Annotated in this window: 17 protein-coding genes; 7 read left to right on the top strand and 10 right to left on the bottom strand. The window is 45.2% G+C overall.

From position 1 onward, the window contains the following. Window positions 1-271 precede the first annotated feature (271 nt). Entirely contained in the window at window positions 272-2,404 is a 2,133-nt protein-coding gene (locus NIAKO_RS37185) for a hybrid sensor histidine kinase/response regulator (RefSeq protein ID WP_014221413.1), read from the bottom strand. Between the two features lie 77 nt (window positions 2,405-2,481). Between NIAKO_RS37185 and NIAKO_RS25885 the strand changes: the two genes are divergently transcribed. After that, complete coding sequence (locus tag NIAKO_RS25885) at window positions 2,482-2,886, top strand: Hpt domain-containing protein (protein WP_014221414.1); 405 nt, start codon at window positions 2,482-2,484, stop codon at window positions 2,884-2,886. Further along, entirely contained in the window at window positions 2,883-3,581 is a 699-nt protein-coding gene (locus NIAKO_RS25890; protein ID WP_014221415.1) for a LytR/AlgR family response regulator transcription factor, read from the top strand. Before NIAKO_RS25885 ends, NIAKO_RS25890 begins: the two co-directional genes overlap by 4 nt. 938 nt (window positions 3,582-4,519) lie before the next feature. Here the strand turns inward: NIAKO_RS25890 and NIAKO_RS25895 are convergent. The 5 genes from NIAKO_RS25895 to atpG form a co-directional block, all read right to left on the bottom strand. Next, window positions 4,520-5,923 (bottom strand): MBL fold metallo-hydrolase RNA specificity domain-containing protein, encoded by a 1,404-nt coding sequence (locus NIAKO_RS25895; RefSeq protein ID WP_014221417.1) that lies wholly within the window; start codon window positions 5,921-5,923, stop codon window positions 4,520-4,522. A gap of 66 nt (window positions 5,924-5,989) precedes the next feature. Next, the gene (locus NIAKO_RS25900; RefSeq protein ID WP_014221418.1) at window positions 5,990-6,463 is read right to left on the bottom strand and encodes a DUF4442 domain-containing protein; all 474 of its coding nucleotides are present in this window, start codon (window positions 6,461-6,463) and stop codon (window positions 5,990-5,992) included. A gap of 147 nt (window positions 6,464-6,610) precedes the next feature. Continuing rightward, window positions 6,611-7,825 carry a diaminopimelate decarboxylase gene (lysA, locus tag NIAKO_RS25905; protein WP_014221419.1) on the bottom strand — a complete coding sequence of 405 codons (1,215 nt, stop codon included), beginning with the start codon at window positions 7,823-7,825 and terminating at the stop codon, window positions 6,611-6,613. A 116-nt stretch (window positions 7,826-7,941) separates the two neighbouring features. Beyond that, window positions 7,942-9,054: an SMC-Scp complex subunit ScpB gene (gene scpB / locus NIAKO_RS39195; RefSeq protein ID WP_242675470.1), complete on the bottom strand. Its 1,113-nt coding sequence runs from the start codon at window positions 9,052-9,054 to the stop codon at window positions 7,942-7,944. Between the two features lie 6 nt (window positions 9,055-9,060). After that, window positions 9,061-9,942, bottom strand: a complete 882-nt coding sequence (gene atpG / locus NIAKO_RS25915) for an ATP synthase F1 subunit gamma (protein WP_014221421.1) — start codon at window positions 9,940-9,942, stop codon at window positions 9,061-9,063. 636 nt (window positions 9,943-10,578) lie between these two features. Here atpG and NIAKO_RS25920 point away from each other — a divergent pair. The 4 genes from NIAKO_RS25920 to lpxB all read left to right on the top strand — a co-directional run bounded on the left by NIAKO_RS25920 (window position 10,579) and on the right by lpxB (window position 13,671). Next, the gene (locus NIAKO_RS25920) at window positions 10,579-11,229 is read left to right on the top strand and encodes an SDR family oxidoreductase (RefSeq protein ID WP_014221422.1); all 651 of its coding nucleotides are present in this window, start codon (window positions 10,579-10,581) and stop codon (window positions 11,227-11,229) included. A 133-nt stretch (window positions 11,230-11,362) separates the two neighbouring features. Next, window positions 11,363-12,163 carry a 5'/3'-nucleotidase SurE gene (surE, locus tag NIAKO_RS25925; protein ID WP_014221423.1) on the top strand — a complete coding sequence of 267 codons (801 nt, stop codon included), beginning with the start codon at window positions 11,363-11,365 and terminating at the stop codon, window positions 12,161-12,163. Continuing rightward, a complete protein-coding gene (locus NIAKO_RS25930; protein ID WP_014221424.1) occupies window positions 12,163-12,456 on the top strand; it encodes a hypothetical protein in 294 nt (97 codons plus the stop codon). Before surE ends, NIAKO_RS25930 begins: the two co-directional genes overlap by 1 nt. Before the next feature lie 105 nt (window positions 12,457-12,561). Beyond that, window positions 12,562-13,671 (top strand): lipid-A-disaccharide synthase, encoded by a 1,110-nt coding sequence (gene lpxB / locus NIAKO_RS25935; RefSeq protein WP_014221425.1) that lies wholly within the window; start codon window positions 12,562-12,564, stop codon window positions 13,669-13,671. A gap of 101 nt (window positions 13,672-13,772) precedes the next feature. On the opposite strand, the gene NIAKO_RS38990 is transcribed toward lpxB, so the two are convergent. Continuing rightward, complete coding sequence (locus NIAKO_RS38990; RefSeq protein ID WP_014221426.1) at window positions 13,773-13,943, bottom strand: DUF6728 family protein; 171 nt, start codon at window positions 13,941-13,943, stop codon at window positions 13,773-13,775. 245 nt (window positions 13,944-14,188) lie between these two features. Here NIAKO_RS38990 and NIAKO_RS25940 point away from each other — a divergent pair, with 245 nt between their 5' ends. Continuing rightward, window positions 14,189-16,759, top strand: coding sequence for a zinc-dependent metalloprotease (locus NIAKO_RS25940; protein WP_014221427.1), 2,571 nt, complete (start codon window positions 14,189-14,191; stop codon window positions 16,757-16,759). Between the two features lie 83 nt (window positions 16,760-16,842). Here the strand turns inward: NIAKO_RS25940 and NIAKO_RS25945 are convergent, their stop codons facing one another. From NIAKO_RS25945 to NIAKO_RS25955, 3 genes are all read right to left on the bottom strand, one after another. Then, window positions 16,843-17,304, bottom strand: coding sequence for a hypothetical protein (locus NIAKO_RS25945; RefSeq protein ID WP_014221428.1), 462 nt, complete (start codon window positions 17,302-17,304; stop codon window positions 16,843-16,845). 612 nt (window positions 17,305-17,916) lie between these two features. After that, complete coding sequence (locus tag NIAKO_RS25950; RefSeq protein WP_014221429.1) at window positions 17,917-18,312, bottom strand: group III truncated hemoglobin; 396 nt, start codon at window positions 18,310-18,312, stop codon at window positions 17,917-17,919. After that, the gene (locus NIAKO_RS25955) at window positions 18,309-19,076 is read right to left on the bottom strand and encodes an ABC transporter permease (protein ID WP_014221430.1); all 768 of its coding nucleotides are present in this window, start codon (window positions 19,074-19,076) and stop codon (window positions 18,309-18,311) included. Before NIAKO_RS25955 ends, NIAKO_RS25950 begins: the two co-directional genes overlap by 4 nt.

Consider the following 19,076-nt stretch of genomic DNA (forward strand, 5'->3'; position numbering starts at 1 on the left):
GAATCTTTCTCATGGCTTTGTTTTTTCGGCTAATACTGACTACGCTATACAATTGAACAGGTATGCAAGATACAAAGGTTGTTCAATAAAACACGAATGAATACACCTACATTCATAAAATTACTGACCAATTTCCATAAAAACAGGATGAGAACTTATCATGGCGATAGCAGTTCTGACAAATTTGGCCCTTTTCAGGGAGTGATTGTAATGGCAGTTAACCACTAATTAATCAACCATACCCAAATACCTGAGGCGCCCTGGATTGTAACTAAGCGCGTAAAGCAGAAACCAGGTACGAGATCTTCGAGTGCAGCTCTTCGGGCCTGAATGGTTTATGAATGAAATCTGTAAAGCCTTTCTGCAGCAGATCGGCCTGCATATTATCATATACGGCTGCCGTAAAAGCCACGGCGGGGATAGAAGTGTTGAGTTTACGTATTTCCTTTAATGCAGTAGGGCCATCCATCTCGGGCATTTCCAGGTCAATCAACAACAAATCGAAAGTACCCTTCTTAAACTGGGCCAACGCCTCGCGGCCATTAGTTGCTTCGCTAACCTTTATACCCCATTTGGTAAGGAATCTTTTGGCTATCGACAGGTTCACCGGGTTGTCTTCGGCGATCAGTAACCGGATGCCTTCCAGCGAATCGAGGTTTTTGATATTATCCTCCATGTAGCGTTTCCGGTTCTCACAGATCTTCAACTCAACCGTAAAGTGAAAGGCGCTGCCCTTGTTCTCTTCGCTCTCCAGCAGCAGGTCGCTGTTAAACATGTTCACAATACGCTTGGTGATGGCCAGCCCCAAACCGGTTCCCCCATACTTGCGGGTAGTGTTTACATCGGCCTGGGTAAAGCTGTCGAAAATTTCTTTATGCTTGTTTTTAGGAATACCGATGCCGGTATCCATAACTATAAACTGCAGGGTTGATTTAGTACTTGAGGAAAACAGTTTTCGCACCGCCATGGTAATGGTGCCTTCGTGTGTGAACTTAAGGGCATTGGCCAGCAGGTTGCTCAGCACCTGGTTCAGCCTGGTTTCATCGGTGTAAAACTCCAGGTCGAGCCGGTCGTCGATGTCTATCTTAAATTCCAGTCCTTTCAATTTTATCTGCGGCGAAAATTGTCCGGCCAGTTTTTGCATGAACTCTTTTATGTTCACCGGCACATCGGCCAGTTCCACTTTACCGGCTTCCATTTTATTATAATCCAGGATGTCGTTGATGAGCATCATCATATGCTCTGAAGAGAACTTCAGGATATCGAGGTGTTGAACCTGGGTATTCAGGTGTTCTTCCTGCAGCAATAAATTAGAGGCGCCAATGATGCCGTTTAACGGAGTACGCAATTCATGGCTCATGTTACTGAGGAAGCGCGATTTTGTTCTGGCGGCAGATTCGGCTTTTTCCTTTGCCTTCATCAGTTCAAACTCGGCCATCTTTACGTTCGATACATCCAGGATACTGATCTTGGTATAGCCGGTATCTTTATAAGCAAAGGGCACCACGCTCACAAAACCATAAAAGGTGCGGCCTGTTTTGGCGGTAAGGGAGAGCTCGCCCTGCCAGGGTCGCGATTCGCCCGAAAGGGATTCTTTTATTGAGTTGAACTGTTTTATCTGATGTTCTTCAAACCACATTTCGATGTTTGTGCCTTCAATTTCATGCTTCTCCTTTACATCAAACATTTCCAAAGCGCGCTTATTGCAACTGTTTATAATGTTGGTTTGGCTGAAAATAATAAATACCCCATCGAGCGAGGTATTGAAGATGGTATCGCCAAATGTTTTTTCCTGCAGAATGGCCACCTCATTGTCTTTATTCACCTGTAAAATCGAATAGGAGAAAATAATGGTCATGGCCAGCGAGATAACCAGGTTACCGCTGTATAATTGCGCATACAGGGCCTCGTTGATGATTTGAATGTTATTTACATACGGGCACAATTTTACGGCGGCCAACGATGCTATAACGGTAATGGAGTACACCGAGATCAATTCTTTAAAGTTTCGCCTGATGCTTACCACAAACGTCAGTACCACGAAGTATGGGAAATAAAGCAGGTACTCCCCTGCCTTTAGTCCCTCCAGGTAACATATTACAATGAGGTAAAGGTTTATATTTACGACAGCTATAATTCTACCCGTTTCCAGCTTTCGCTTTGACCCAAAATAAAAAGCCAGTAAGAAAAAATACGCGGAGGTAATATTTACTAGCGCGCTTATATACAGCTTATGGTAGAAATAAGAGAAAACGGAGATGAAGTTCAGCAGCAGGGCCAGGATGATGAACTGGTTGAAGCGAATGATCCTTTTGCGCATATCCTTTGAAACACCCTCATGCAGGCCGGTATGCACTATATCTCTGTAAATAGAGTAGACAAGATATAATATTTTCTCCTTCATAGAGTTATTGGATTAGAACAAAAGGAATACTGCTACGGACAGCTAACTTAACGAAAAAATGGATAAACTATTTTCCAATGAGCGGAGCAAATTTCTCTAAAAAATTCATTTTCAACGAAAAAATTGACGCCGATTATCTTTATAGCCTGTATGAGGATGATTACCAGTATATAGAAGAGATCTTTCAAACAACACTTACGTATTTTAATGAAGATTATAATTCCATTAAGAATGCGTATGAGACAAATAATATATCTGACTTAAAAAAGGCAATACATAAAATGAAACCAACGTTTGGTTTTGTAGGTTTGCCGTTAGTTCAAAATATTTGCAGGGATTTTGAAGATATTTGTCAAAAAGCAACTTCTTCAAATGATTTATCGTCAGAATATCAGCAAATTGTGGTTACATTAGCAGAGAGTAAGGAGCTGATCGCGTCGGAGTACAATAAGTTGAAAGAATTCAATTCCAATTTTTTATGAAATGGACCTGTGTCATAGTAGAGGATTTGCAGGTAGCTGCTGATTATTTGGTCAAATGCTGCGAAAAAAGCGCGGTATTGGAAGTGAAAGGACATTTTACCAATGTAGAAGAAGCCCTGGACTATCTGAATAAAAATTCTGTTGACATATTGTTCCTGGATGTTGAAATGCCCGGCGCTACAGGTTTCGACTTACTCGATCAGCTGGCTTATTATCCCAAAGTAATACTCACCACTTCCAAATCAGAATACGCCTATAACGCTTTTGAATACAATGTAACCGACTTTTTAAAAAAACCGTTTACCTATCAACGTTTCCAGGAAGCCCTGAATAAAATTACTACAGCGCCTGCCGGCGAAAACAATATCAGCAGCACGGCCACAGACCATATTTTTATTAAATGCGATGGCAAACTGGTGCGTTTAAATAACGACGACATCCTGTATATTGAAAGTATGGGCGACTATGTAAAATTCGTAACCGCTGATAGTAGGAAGTACATAACACACAATACAATTAAGAACTTAGAGGAAAAAGTGAACCGCCAGACCTTCATCAAGGTTCACCGCTCTTATATTATAAATATCAATAAGATAGACGACATCCGGGAGAATGACCTGTTTATCAAGGGAAACGAGATCCCGGTTAGTAAAGCCCACAAACCGGACGTATTAAAGCGTTTAAACATCATATAAACTTCATCGAAAATTTCTTCCTGTTTACCGGCATTATTACCCCAAATGGCTAATAATTTTCTCTTTGCCGCTCTTCATGACCATCTTTGTTATATCAGAAAAGCGAAACACTGAACCCTAAATATATCAGTAGAAAGCATTTATTGTGACGGTTATCAATAATAAGCCCTATCCTTAAAACGGAAGAAAAGTGGAATCCTTACACTCTTGAAAACTAGTGTGATTTTTATCTCCAGCCTGCTCATGATACGGATTTCATAAGAAGTTAGCCGAGCCTTTAAAACGGGCTCGGTTTCTTTTTGTCCACCCATTTCAGGTGTTAACCATTTTGATCTTTATATTAAGGTAACATTAATAACCTGTTCAATGTTACCCTTTTACTTCGCTATGGGCCACTTATACACATTAGATATTTGCCTCATTTACCCGGAGTTTTCCACCTAAAATCGAAGGTTTCTACTTATTAGTCGAATAAAGTTGACCTAAGGGTGAAGAATACCCATCTTTGTTTAGAGATCGAAATTCCTATTAAAAACCAAAGGACCCGAAAAGGGTGAATCCAGTAACAGGCGTCACGGAGCCTGAATATCCAGAAAAACCAAGTACCCGTTTTGTCCAACAATCCATGAAAACCAACAACAAATCTCCTCGAGAAAAAACCCTAAACGTCCGGTTCCGATGAAAAAACCAAGTATTTAAAATCCATTATCTGAAAGGAGAACCGCAAGAAAATCTGAGCCTATAGATGAATTAAATTTTACTTAGAGACTACCCAAAGATTATTGAATTAAAAAACCGCCCCGTGAGGCGGTTTTTGCTTACCCCAGCCCCCTAAAGGGGAGGGAAGTTCTTTAGTTTGTTAGTACTTTAGTTATTAAGTTATTGGGTTAGAAGGTTCTTGAGTTCTGCGTTACCACCAACCTTGTATACCTGTCAACTTAAGGAAGCCCTATCTCATAATGCTGCTCCGGGATCTCTATATCTACAAATCCCTTCTTTAACAGGCGTTGCCTGAATTGTTGTTGCACGTTATACTCCCCATGCACCAGGAACAGGCGTTTTACCTGTTTAGGGTCCTGGCAGGCCAGGAACTGGCTCAGGTCTTCATAATCGCCGTGGGCGCTCATACTGTGAATGGCCCCTACTTCGGCATGCACTTCGTGCAATACCCCAAAAATGTGCACCTCTTTGCGTCCCGACAATAACCTGCCCCCCAGTGATTCGGGTTCGCAGTAGCCGGTCATAAGAATGGTGTTGCGGCTGTTTTCAATATTATTACTGATGTGGTGTTTTACCCGGCCCGCTTCCGCCATACCACTGGCAGAGATAATCACGCAGGGTTCGCTACGGAAGTTCAACAGCTTTGATTCCTGTACCGTTTTTACAAACTTCAAACCTTTAAATCCAAAGGGATCCGAATCAGTTTCCAGCACATGCTGAATGGTTTTATTAAAATAGCGCGGATAACGCTTAACCAGTTCCGTGGTTTTTATGCTCAATGGACTGTCCACAAAATAATCCAGGTCGGGCAGGCGCCGTTCCAGCTCCAGTTGGTTCAAATGGTATAACAACTCCTGCGTACGGCCCACGCTGAACGCGGGAATAATAAGCTTACCCTTCTTTTGCAAACAGGTCTTCTCTATCCACTGCAACAACTGATCGGGTGTGGTAACATTCAGTTCGTGCAGGCTATTACCGTAAGTTGATTCAATGATGATGTAATCGGCCTGGGGAAATTCGGCGGGTGAACGAAGGATCACATCGCGGTACCGGCCCACATCGCCACTGAAGGTTAAATGGGTAACCTTGCCATCTTCCTGTATTTTCAGGTTTACGGCCGCACTGCCAATGATATGGCCGGCATCGGTATACATCAGCTCAACAAACTCATCTATCTTATACCACGTACCATACTCCACCGCCTGCAGGTGTTTAAAAGAGTTTTCCGCATCTTCTGTTGTGTAGAGGGGTTGCAGGTAGGGCTGTTTTTCTGCCGCCCTTTTCTTGTTCAGGTATTTTACATCGTCTTCCTGGATTTCGGCCGAATCGAGCAGCAGGATTTCCGTCAGCTCTTTGGTAGCCGGCGTGCAAAATATCCTGCCGGTGAAGCCATCCCGGGTAAGCTTGGGAATAAGTCCGCTGTGATCGATATGGGCATGCGATAAAATAAGACAATCCACTTCAGCCGGGTCGAAGCCCCAATTACGGTTCAATGAATTGGTAGCCTGTCCCAACCCCTGGAACATTCCACAATCGAGCAAATACTTCCGGCCATTGCTTAACGTGAGCAGGTGCTTTGATCCCGTAACGGTACGGGCTGCACCATGAAAAGCGATCTTCATTGGTTTGTTATTAAATTATTGAATTTTTTAGATCGTGAATCGGCAATGTCGAATCGTGAAACCCTCTCACCTTTTCACCTTGAACGACCAGGTTATTAAACATTCCGCTACTTTCTCCCCCTGTTCATTCGTCCCTGTTGAGGTGGTTACACAGGTTTGCGCCTCCCCGGTGGCAACAGCTGTTTCAATGGCACTCAATAACAGGGCGCCATCCTTACATTCAAAGCGGGTTCGTCCTGTTGCTTTCTTGAAATAATTGGCTTCAAACTTCACCACCAGCATACTCACAGGCGGTTTTCGCTTATATACATGCGCCATGGCCAGGGAGCCGGTACTCATTTCGGCCGCCATGGCCAGACACGCAAAATAAGTGGAACGGAAAGGATTTTGTGAGAACCATTTATAGGGAACAGTCACCACGCAATGCTGTTCATCTATCTCTCTTACACGCACACCTGAAAAGAAAGCCGCAGGTAATTTGTAAAAGAGGTATAACCTGAATAACACAGGGTTGCTTAATAAATTGATGAATTTATTCATGAAGGGTCAGTTATTAAGTTATTGAGTTATTAAGTTTTTATGTTCGCGCCTGCTTTTGAACTTAATAACTTAAGAACTAACGAACTCAATAACTTTCTATAGTGAATGTAAACAAAAATCCCGACGGTAACCGTCGGGATTAATTTCTTATAATACTTCTATTTGATTTTTTAACAGGTCTTCAAACTCATCGCGCCTGCGGATCAGGTGCGCCTTGCCATCTTTTATCAATACTTCGGCAGGCTTGAGGCGGGAGTTAAAGTTGCTCGACATTTCAAACCCGTATGCACCGGCATTGTAGAACACCAGGTAATCGCCTTCGCGCACTTCGTGCAGCTTGCGGTCCCAGGCAAACGTATCGGTTTCGCAAATGTTCCCTACAACGGTATAGATCCTTTCGGGACCGTTGGGGTTGCTGATGTTTTCAATATGATGGTATGCCTCATAGAACATGGGGCGAATAAGGTGATTGAATCCGCTGTTCACCCCCGCAAATACGGTGGCCGGCGTTTGTTTTACCACATTTGTTTTTACCACAAAATAACCGCACTGGCTTACCAGATATTTACCCGGTTCAAACCATACCTGCAGCTTTTTACCGGTTTCTTTTTCAAAGTTCTTAAAGGCCACAGCCATCTTCTGCCCCAGGGCATTTACATCAGTTTCGGGATCGCCGGGCTGGTAAGGCACTTTAAAGCCGCTGCCCAGGTCAATAAACTCCAGGTCGGGGAAGTGCGAGGTGATCTCGAACATGACATCCAGACCTTCCATGAACACGCCAATGTCTTTGATCTCGCTACCGGTGTGCATATGCACGCCCGTCACCTTCATTTTGGCGCTTTTTACAACGCGTTCAATGTGCCTGATCTGGTGAATAGAGATCCCGAATTTGCTGTCTACGTGCCCGGTAGAGATCTTAAAATTACCACCGGCCATAATATGCGGGTTAAGGCGGATGCAAACGGGATAGCTGCCGCCAAACTTATTGCCAAATTGCTCTAAAATAGAGATGTTATCGATATTGAGGTTTACCCCCAGTTCCTTGGCTGCCACCACTTCCTGAAAGTCTACACAATTGGGGGTATACAGAATATTCTTTGGATCAAAGCCAGCCTTCAGGGCCAGCTTTACTTCATGAATGCTCACACAATCAACCCCGGCGCCGAGGCTGTTCACATACTTTAAAACATTAATATTGGTAAGGGCCTTACAGGCGTAGTAAAAACGGGCATTGATCTTTTGAAAGGCTGTTTGCAGCTTTTCGTATTGCTCTTTAATTTTTTCGGCATGGTACACGTAGAGGGGTGTACCGTATTCATTCGCCAACTGGATTAATAATTCCCGGGATAATTGCTGTGACATAGTATGCGAATATATGAATAAGTTGACAAGTTAATAAGTTGACGGGTTGACAAGGTTAAAACAAAAAGCGCATCCATTTTTTAATGAATGCGCTTCGTTTATATAGCTTTTTGTCCTCATTTCTTTTCTTCGTCCTCTTCATCAGATTTATCCTCATCGTTCCCTTCGTCCTCATCTTCTTCGTCCTCTTCCTCACTTTCCTCCCCTTCTTCATCAGTATGTTCTTCTATCAGTTCACCATTGTCGTCAACGGCAAATGAGATGGAGTCATCTTCTGTTTCAGCATCTGCTTCTTCCTCTTCTTCGGGGGTAATGTAGGCTTCTTCATCATCAAACCCTTCTTCGGCAATTTCATCCAGCACTTCATCGGCTTCTTCGTCCAGGGCTTCTGCTTCTTCAGCAATGGCATCTTCATCGGTTTCGTCGGTATCCGGTTCGTAGGAGTCCTCAGTGGCTTCTTCGTTCTCTTCTTCTTCGCCGGGCACTTCCTGGCCTAAAGCTGGTTGAACATTTTCCTCTGCACCTTCTTCACTTTCTTCTCCTTCTTCGCTAATTGTTACGTCGGTGCCATTTAAATAAACGCCATTTTCTGCAGGAAGCAGGCCTTCTCCTGCTTCGTCGCCTACTGCAGGCGCGGCACCGGTTTCATCGCCTATAACGGTGGGCGCTACATAGTTGTCGTCGAGTACTTCTTTCAGCTTGGGCAGGTCGTCTGTTGTGTTCAGGCCGAAATAGTCCATAAAGTTTTTGGACGTACCATACACCAGCGGGTGACCGGGCAGGTTTTCGTTACGTCCTGTTATTACTATGAGGTCTTTTTCGAGTAATTTCTGAATCGCGTAATCGCTGCTCACCCCACGGATGGCTTCAATATCAGATTTTGTAACCGGTTGTTTATAAGCAACGATACTCAGGGTTTCCAACGCTGCTGTAGACAGGCGTTTAAGGAATCTATCACCGTTTAACTGGGCAACGGTTTTATGAAAGTCTTTTTTAGTGAGGAACTGCCAACCGCCGCCGCTTTCGCGCACTTCGAATGGATAGAACTCGGCCTTGTATTTTTCTAAAATACCTTCAATGGCCGATTCAATCTGATCGAGCGTGATCTTATCTTCCATAAAGCCAAAGGCCTGGTTGATAAGATCTGTGATCTCCAATGTTGTTAAAGGCTTTTCACTGGCAAAGATCAACGCCTCTATATGGGGTATCAGGTTGGAAATTTCCATCATTAAATTTTAACCTTGTAATGCAGCGGCACCGCTCACGATCTCTGTAAGTTCGGTAGTGATAGCTGCCTGGCGTGCCCGGTTATATGAAATTTTATAGTGCTTTAATAACTCGTTGGCGTTTTCGCTGGCTTTATCCATGGCCGTCATCCGGGCGCCATGCTCAGAAGCATTGGCATCCAGTACAGCTTTGAACAATTGTGTGTTCAGGATCTTTGGCATCAGCTCGGCGATGAGCTCGTCTTTTGCGGGTTCAAAGATGAAGTCGCTTTTCTTGGCGCCTTCTTTCTTCTCTACTTTCGGGATGGGAAGGAAACGCTCCAGGGCGAAACGTTGCATGGCGGCATTGCGGAATTCGCTGTACACCAGTTCAATTACATCAAATTCCTTTGCTTCAAACGCTTTTACAGCAGCCTGGGCAATTGCCTGTACGTTCTCGAAATTCAATTTCAGGAACAGGTCCCTGTAGGTATCGTTTACCTTGTATTTATTTTTCTGGAAGAATTCAGTGCCTTTTTTACCAATGCCCCAAATGGTCAGATTGCCTTTGGCGTTCTGAGCAGCATATTTTTCATTGATGGTATTGCGGGCCAGTTTAATTACGTTGGTATTGTAAGCGCCGCACAAACCACGGTCGCTGGTAATAACGATCAACAGCACTTTCTCTACAGGGCGTTCAACTGCCAGGGCCATACCTGCATCACTTTCTGTTCCGCTCACAATGTTGCTCAGCACTTCCTGCAGTTTACGGGCATATGGACGCATCTGTACGATAGCATCCTGGGCTTTTCTCAATTTGGCAGCGCTTACCATTTTCATTGCCTTGGTAATCTGCTGCATATTCTGGGTTGCCTTGATCTTATTACGAACTTCTTTTAACTGACCTGCCATGTTGCAAAGTTGATTAGTTGATTTCCACCGGGCTTTTTAGCGCCATAACCAATTAACAATCAATTGAATAGAGCCAATAAACGAACCAGTAGTTTTAATCGGCTGCAAAGGTAGCGGAAAGCGGCCAATATTCCACGTCCTGTGTAAATTTTCCAAATACAGTTTAAGCTGTAAGCCTCAAGCTGCAAGCCGGTTTCGGGGTTTCAGATTTCAAGTTCCAGGTTCCTGGTTCCATGTTCCGGGTTCCGGTTCCAAGTTCCGGGTTCCGGGTTCCAAGTTCCAGGTTTCAAGTTCCAGGTTTCAGGTTTCAGGTTCCGGCTTCCAGGTTCCGGGTTCCGGGTTCTAGTTCCAAGTTCCGGGTTCCAAGTTCCAGGTTTCAAGTTCCAGGTTCCAGGTTCCGGGTTCCAGGTTCCGGGTTTCAGGTTCCGGGTTGCCGCGATGAGGAGTATAGCTTATGGCTTACGGCTTATAGCTTAAAGCTGTATTTGCTTTTGGCTTTTACCTTTCAGCTTTCAGGCTGTATTTGCTTGCAGCTTGTGGCTTGTGGCCTGCAGCCTGTATTTCCTTGCAGCTTTCCATTTAAAATGCTGAATGCTGCCAATCTACCAATAAGCAACTTTCGTATATAAATACACCATGCAAACCATCTTCATTACGGGGGGAACCGGGTATATCGGTTCCCGGCTCATTGCCGCCCTGTTAAAAACCGGCGAATATCGCATTAAGGCCCTGGCCCGGAAGGGGTCCGAACACAAGCTGCCGCCCGGCTGCGAAGTGGTAATCGGTGATGCGCTGGATGCTTCTTCTTACACCAATGCCCCGAATAATGCCGATGTATTTATTCACCTGATAGGTGTGCCCCACCCCTCGCCCGCTAAAACAGCTGCCTTTGAAACCATTGACCTGGTATCGGTACAACAGGCGGCGGCCGTAATCAGCAACAACCGGCTGCCGCATGTTATTTACCTCAGCGTAAGCCAGTACCCCGGCCGCATCATGAAAGAATACCGCGATATACGGGCAACCGGTGAAGGCCTGTTGCAATCAACAGGCGCCCGCTGTTCTTTCATCAGGCCCTGGTATGTGCTGGGCCCGGGTCACTGGTGGCCGGTTTTACTGATGCCCCTGTATACTTTAGCGCGACTGATACCTGCCACCCGCGAACAAAGCCGCCAGCAGGGACTGGTAACCATCAAACAAATGATCCGTACCCTGCACTTTGCCATCAACCATCCTCCAGAAAATGGTGTGCGTATTTATAATGTTCCAGACATAAAAGCGTTCTAATATCAATAGGCGATAGACAATATGCAATTGGCAAAATCGCTATGGTTCAGAATGTCCGACTTTAGGGCAGCCCTTGCCAATTGTCAATTGCCCATTGCCAATTGACTTATTTTCAGCATTTTTGTTATAAGATATGGCAAAAGCAAAAAAGAAGAACGCAGCTAAGGCAAAACCGGTTATTCTCATAACGAACGACGATGGGATAACAGCACCGGGTATCCATAACCTGGTAGAGGCAGTAAAAGATCTGGGTAAAATTGTAGTTGTTGCCCCCGATAAACCACAATCAGGCATGGGCCATGCCATTACTATCGGGCAGCCGTTGCGCCTGGCTGCCGTATCTACCTTCTTTGACGGGGTAGAAGCCTACCAATGCTCAGGCACCCCGGTTGATTGCGTAAAACTGGCGGTTGATAAAATCCTGCACCGCAAACCCGATCTGTGTTTGAGCGGTATCAACCATGGCGCCAATCATTCCATAAACGTTATTTATTCAGGAACCATGTCGGCCGCAGTAGAGGCTGCTATTGAAAGCATACCCTCCATTGGTTTTTCGCTGCTCGATTACAGCATCGATGCCGATTTTACTGCCGCCCGTAAATATGCCCGGATCATTGTGGAGCAGATGTTGAAGAAAATACCGGAGAAACATACCGTGCTGAACGTGAACTTTCCCCCCGTAGCGCCCGAGCTTATAAAAGGCGTTCGTATCTGCCGTCAGGCCTATGCGAAATATGAAGAGGATTTTGTTGAGCGCAACGACCCCAATGGCCGGAAGTATTACTGGCTAACCGGTGAGTTTGTGAACTTCGACAAAGGAAAAGACACCGATGTGTGGGCCCTTAAAAACAATTATGTGAGCGTTGTACCAGTGCAGTTTGACCTTACCAATTATCAACTGAAAGATAAGCTCGAAAAAACCTGGAAACTGTAATGTTCAAGAAAGACAACCTCCGCTTTGGCATGTTGCTGGGCTTTATTGCCCCTTTATTAAGCTTTGTAGCCTATTACTTTTGGAAATTCTACCCTTATACGCTTAGCGATTGTTTCGGATTTATAGCAGCTAATAAAAGCCAGATCACCGCTATTTCGGTGCCCTGCCTGGTGCTTAATATTGCCCTGTTCACCATTTATATCAATACCGCCCGCGATAAAACGGCCAAAGGTATTTTTGCCATCACGCTTATATATGCGATAGGCGCGTTACTGTTAAAGTTTATTTTGTAAGGCAATAGGCAGTAGGCAGAACGATATCAACGCTGTCAACGTCCTTGTCAACTTGTTAACCCGTCAACTGGTCAACTTTTCAACTGCATCCCTTACCTTTACCCCATGCGTTATTACATTATAGCTGGTGAGGCTTCAGGGGATTTGCATGGCAGTAATCTTATAAAAGAACTTAAAAAATCCGATACCGCAGCGGAGATCCGGTGCTGGGGTGGCGACAGAATGCAACAGGCCGGTGGCGAACTGGTGAAGCATTACCGCGACCTGGCATTTATGGGCTTTATTGAGGTGGCCAAAAACCTGGGCACTATTTTGCGCAACCTGCAGTTTTGCAAGGATGACATTACCCAATACAAACCCGATGCGCTTATCCTCATCGACTACCCCGGTTTTAACTTACGCATAGCCGAATGGGCCAAACAACAAGGTTATAAGGTCATTTATTATATCTCGCCACAGGTATGGGCGTGGAAGGAGAACCGTGTTGTAAAAATGAAACAATGCATTGACAAAATGCTGGTGATCCTGCCATTTGAAAAAGAGTATTACAAAAACAAATGGAACTGGGAAGTAGATTATGTGGGCCACCCGTTGATAGAGGTGGTGGAAGAGGCGCAATTGAAACCCAGTAAGCCATTGGCCGATAAACCCATTATTGCCTTATTGCCCGGCAGCCGCAAACAGGAAATCCTGAAAAAGCTGCCCATTATGCTGGAAGTAAGCCGCCTGTTCCCGGCCTACCAGTTTGTAGTGGCCAAGGCCCCTGGCCAGGAAGACAGCTTTTATGAATCCGTGCTGGCCGCCTATCCCAATGTATCGTCGGTACGTGACGCCACGTACAACCTGTTGCTGCAATCGCGGGCTGCACTGGTTACCTCAGGTACTGCCACCCTTGAAACTGCTTTATTCGGTGTTCCTGAAGTGGTTTGCTATAAAGGCAGCAATATCAGCTACCAGATAGCCAAACGGCTTATAAAGGTAAAATACATTTCCCTGGTAAATCTTATCATGGATAAACTGGTGGTGAAGGAACTGATTCAAAACGACCTCACCCCCGGTAACCTGCGCACCGAACTGGATGCCCTGCTCACCAATAAAGCTACCCAGCAACAACTGCAGCAGGACTATGCCGCATTGCAACACCTGCTTGGCCAGGGCGGACATGCGTCGGCCAGAGCGGCTTCTCTCATAGTAGATTATTTGCAGAAGAAATAAACATCTCGTTTTAAAAGGAGCAGTTCCAGGTTCCAGGTTCACGTTCCAGGGCTCTATTGCCGGTACCTGCATTCCCTGCAACCTGTAACTTGTAACCTGTATTACTTCTTCATCATCACCAGCTTTACAATAATGACGATGATCGCAATCAGGAACATGAACAGGGAGATCCTGTTTATTCCATGCATATAGCGCATCCAACTGGAATTGGGTGCGTTCGGGTCACGTTTCTTCAGGTAGAAATATTCCTGCAATTGTCTCCAGACTCCCATAATTAATTCACTGGTTTTTAAGCGATACAAAATTAATGCGATAATTCGATAATGTAATAATTCGATAATGGGAATTCCCGTAAGCGAGAATCGCGATATTAATCAGCGTCCACGAAATTGAAGCCATTATCACATTAGCTAATTATCAAATTAGCCTATCCATCCCTGAAATCCCGCTTCCATCCCAAAACCCGCGGGCTTACCTGAAAGCATCAGTAAATTGATATTACCTAAATAAACACAATATGAGAAAATTCCTGATGGTCCTTATCATCTCGCCGGGTTTGTTGCTGACCGCTGCCCGCGCGCAGGATAAAAAAGGGACCGCTGTAGCGCCCCTCCCGAACGATTCGACCAAAAAAAAACCTGCCGGCATTACCGATAAAGTAAAAACCAGCCGTAAATACGATGGCCTGTTTACGCTGTACCAGGATACTGTAACCGGTACGGTTCAACTATATGTAAAGAAAAATCAGCTGGGGAAGGAATATATCTATCAAAGCTTTTCCATCAATGGTCCCAACCAATTGTTCCTGAACCAGAGCATGCACCGGCAAACCATGGTTTTTAAAATAGAAAAAGCGTTCGACAAGCTGGAATTCTCCCGCGTAAACACCCGGTTCTGGTACGACCCCAACAACCCGGTAAGTAAAACAGCTACGGTTGATAAACCGGAAGCGGTTTTCCTGGTAGAGAAAACAGTGTCGGAAGATGCAGACGGCTACCTGATCAGCGCCGATGGCCTGTTCATCAGCGAAAAGCTCGATCCGGTAAAACCAATCTTCCCGCCGGGCATTCCGCCAACTGCCATCTTTAACCTGGGCAACCTGAACCCTGCCAAATCGCGTTACACCACGCTGCGTTCATTCCCTAATAATTCCGACATCGTGGTAGACCTGGCATATGACAACCCCATGCCTTTCAACAACGGCACCACCGACATTACAGATGCCCGTTATGTACGCGTTCGCATGCAGCACAGCCTGATAGAAATGCCAAAGAATGATTTCCATGCCCGCCGCGATGATCCCCGGGTTGGTTATTTTTCCCAGATGGTGAACGACCAAACCAGCATCAGCCCGGTTCCTTACAAAGACATTATTCACCGCTGGGACCTGAAGAAAAAAGACCCCAATGCAGCGCTGAGCGAACCGGTTGAACCCATTGTTTACTGGATAGAAAACACCACCCCCGTTGAATATCGCCAAACGATCATGGAGGCTGGTTTAAAATGGAATGAAGCATTTGAAAAGGCCGGTTTTAAAAATGCCGTTCAAATGAAAATAATGCCCGATGATGCCGATTGGGACCCTGCCGATATTCGTTATAATGTGATCCGCTGGGTTTCATCTGCCACGCCCACCTATGGCGCTATTGGCCCCAGTTTTGTAAATCCCAAGACCGGGCAGATCATTGGCGCCGACATCACTATTGAATGGTATTCGGGCAGCGCCACGCCCATCCTGGATGAATTGTTCAAACCAGCTGCAGCTACCGGCAATTTACAACTCCCCGGCATGGAGTCACAGCAGGAAGCCAATTGCTCCCTGGCCAACGAGCTGAAAAGCCAGCTACTAACAGGGATGACCGTACTGGATGCCACCAATGCATCTCCCCTTGAACTGGTTGAAATGCACAAACAGTTTCTTACCTACCTGGTGATGCATGAAATGGGTCACACCCTTGGCTTGAACCATAATATGAAAGCCAGCCAGATGTTATCACCTGCTGAAATAAACAATACGGAGCTTACGCACCAGATCGGGTTGATTGGTTCGGTAATGGATTACCCTGCTATCAACATTGCCGCCGACAGAAGCAAACAGGGCGATTACTATACTACCAAGGCCGGTCCATATGACTTGTGGGCTATTGAATATGGTTACACTCCGTTTAATGAAGGCGATGAAGCGGCAGGTTTAAAAAAGATCATTGCCCGCAGCACCGATCCCAAACTGGCATTTGGCAACGATGGCGACGATATGCGTGCACCTGGTAAAGCCATGGACCCGCGCGTGAATGTGAATGAATTAACCAGCGATGCCATTGGTTATGCTGAAGACCGTTTTAAGATCGTGAACCAGGTAATGGCCAAACTGGTACAGAAGTATACAAAAGAAGGCCAGTCGTATGCTGAATTACGCACCCGCTATGGCACCCTGCTTGGCCAGCGTTTTAGTATGGCATCGGCCGTTAGCCGTTATGTGGGTGGTATTTATATCGACAGAAGTTATCCCGAACAGCATTCTGCCAGCAAGCCTTATACCCCCGTTCCGCTGGCTACACAAAAACGCGCCATCGAGGTTTTGAACAAATACCTGTTTGCGCCCGACGCGTTTGACACCGACGCCCAGGTGTTTGCTTACCTGCAACCTCAGCGCCGCGGCTTCACCCAAAATGTAGTGGGCGATGACTTCAAGGCTACTGATAATATCCTGGCCGTACAAACTGGCAGCAGCCTTTCGCACCTGTTGCATGGCGCCCCCCTGCTTCGCCTCACCAACAGCCGTTTATATGGCAACCAGTACAGCGTTGCCAGCATGATGGGCGATTTGCAGAAAGGCATTTTCAATGCGGATATTGCTACCAATGTAAATGTATACCGCCAGAACCTGCAAACCTGGTATGTTCGCCAACTGGTATCCATGATAGACCCTAAGAACCAGCAGTTTGACGATGTATCAAAAGCAGCCGCTTTGTACACGCTGAAAAAGATCAAAACACAACTGGCCACCGCTGTTTCAACCAACGATGAAACAAAAGCGCACCGTGCCAACCTGGTGTTCCTGATCGAAAACGGCATGGAACCTAAATAACAGCTTCACTAAATAGCATAAAAAAAAGTCCCGTAACCAGCGGGACTTTTTTATGCTAACATCAAAACAACACAATCAAAAGTTTATCTAAAAAACCTGGCCAGGGGAATTGATTTTTTATTCCGGCTCATAATTTCTTTTAGCCCTTTTTCTATGGCATATACTTTATCGCGGGGTTCGTCATCACTCAGGGCAAGTGACAGATCGCAATACCCGCTTTGCAGATTGAATGTTATAATCAATACGATCACCTTTTGCCCCCAGAAATTAAAGGCATTGTTGTGCACCAGCTCAATAGATACTTCTTCAATATTTTCATCGAACAACTCGTAGCCATAATCCGCTATGGACCGGATCTTTTCTTTTCCCTGCTCTTTTTGAATGGTAATACTAATGAATGCGCTTAGCGGCCGTTCCGTTCCCTTCTCGAGGTTTAACAGGAGAATACGGGGAATATTTCTGTTGATATAATTTTCCAGCCGTAGAAATAATGATTTGTCAACGGTGTAGGGCCCGAGGTGTTTTTGCAGACTGTAGCGTTGCATAGCTCAATTGTTTGAGGTATTAATAAATAGTTGCTATGCTAATAATCAGAGTTCCCGTTTGCAGATTAAATATAGACAAATTTCATAATGTACCAAAAAAAAGCTAACCGTCGAACGTTTAAAGCTTAACGCGGAAGGCAAAAATCCAAAGACCGGAATTTACTGTATTTGGCGTTTAGCGTTAAGCCTTCAGCGTTTAGCTTTATAAAATAGGTAGTACTCCCTACCGGTGTTTAAACAATACGGATATTCTGCGGAAACAGGGGCGGTGAAACTTGCAAACAGCCTGTTGCATTCACTAATTTTACATCAGCAAGTAAGTAACAATTTAATCCGTGCTCTTCTGAAACCCCTTAACCCTATATCCAAAGAACCTTTGAAAAACTAAACCGTAAAGTAGATCGTACCCTTACCCTTGAGTTCCCGACCAAAGCCCGTTTGACCTCCGACACCCTATGAACTTACAGAACCCTATCCGGGATCCAATGAAAGATCAATGAAAATCCGCCTACGCTAAAGCTCCGGCGGACAAAACGCGCCTTTTGGAAAACGACCAAAAGAGATTGTCCTCCCGATCGCTATCGGGAGGATTTTTTATTTAAGCATGTGTAATTACATAATTGACCGGGGATCGTTGGAAGGATGCACTTTTATCTGCATCATGGTAGCGATAGACCGGGCCCGTTGTTTTATCAACTCGGTCTTTTCACCCTCAAACAGCTCGTCTACAGTGCTTAACCATAACTTAAGCCAATGCTGAAAGTGTTCGGCGGTAAGCGGCGATTTCTGATGCAGTTGTACGTGGGCCACCATGGGATTGCCCTTAAAACCACCGGTTTGAAAAACAATGTTTTCCCAAAAATCATACATGCGGGGCAAATGCACTTCCCAATTCACCCTGGCAACATCGTTAAACAGGTATCCAATAGTTTCATCGGCCCGCACTTTTGTATAAAAAGTATCTACTAAATGCTGAATATCGGCTCTATCTCTTATATCAGGTTTCATAAGTCCTTACGATTAAATTTTCTTACCGACCACCATAAAGGCGTTACCGCCCAGGCCAGCATAACTCCTATTGTTATCACTATACCCAATTGATTTCCAAAGAAACTCCGGAATACAGCACTGGTAGCGCCCATTAAAGCTGACATATCGAGTTTCAGCAAAATGAGGATACGCGCCAAGTCAACAGGATTTAAACAACTGAACACCACCATTGGTTTTTCCATTGGGTAATCCATGAACTGGAATAACAGGAATAAAACAATGCCGTCAAAAATAAGTGTAAAATAGAACCATAATAATATTGCCACCCCAATTCCTTTTGCTTTATCGCGGGTTAATGCCGATGCCAGCAGGGCAATGGCCACAAACACAATGGTCAGCAGCAGGCCCATGGCCGTCATCATCAACCCGGTATCGCCGGGGGCATAAATAAGTACCGGAATGCCGCAACCAACCAGGAACGCCATGCACACAGAAGATGCCAGCCCGGTAAAAATGCTTAACCAGATGTTGACCCGCCGTAAAGGTTGCGATACCAGTAATTCAATAAACTCAGCGGCATTGTATACATAGATGGTTGAAAATATTATGCTAACCAGGGGAACAATAATCAACACCAGGTTCAACAAACTCAGGATGCCTTTGGAGGGATTGTCTTCCAGGTTGAACACGCTCAGCGAAATCACCGCCAGAAACAGTGTGTAGGCAATGATGATGCGGTTACGCAACAGATCGAGCAGGACGTATTTGATGATCTTTTTCAT

Source organism: Niastella koreensis GR20-10 (assembly GCF_000246855.1).
GTDB classification, from domain to species: domain Bacteria; phylum Bacteroidota; class Bacteroidia; order Chitinophagales; family Chitinophagaceae; genus Niastella; species Niastella koreensis.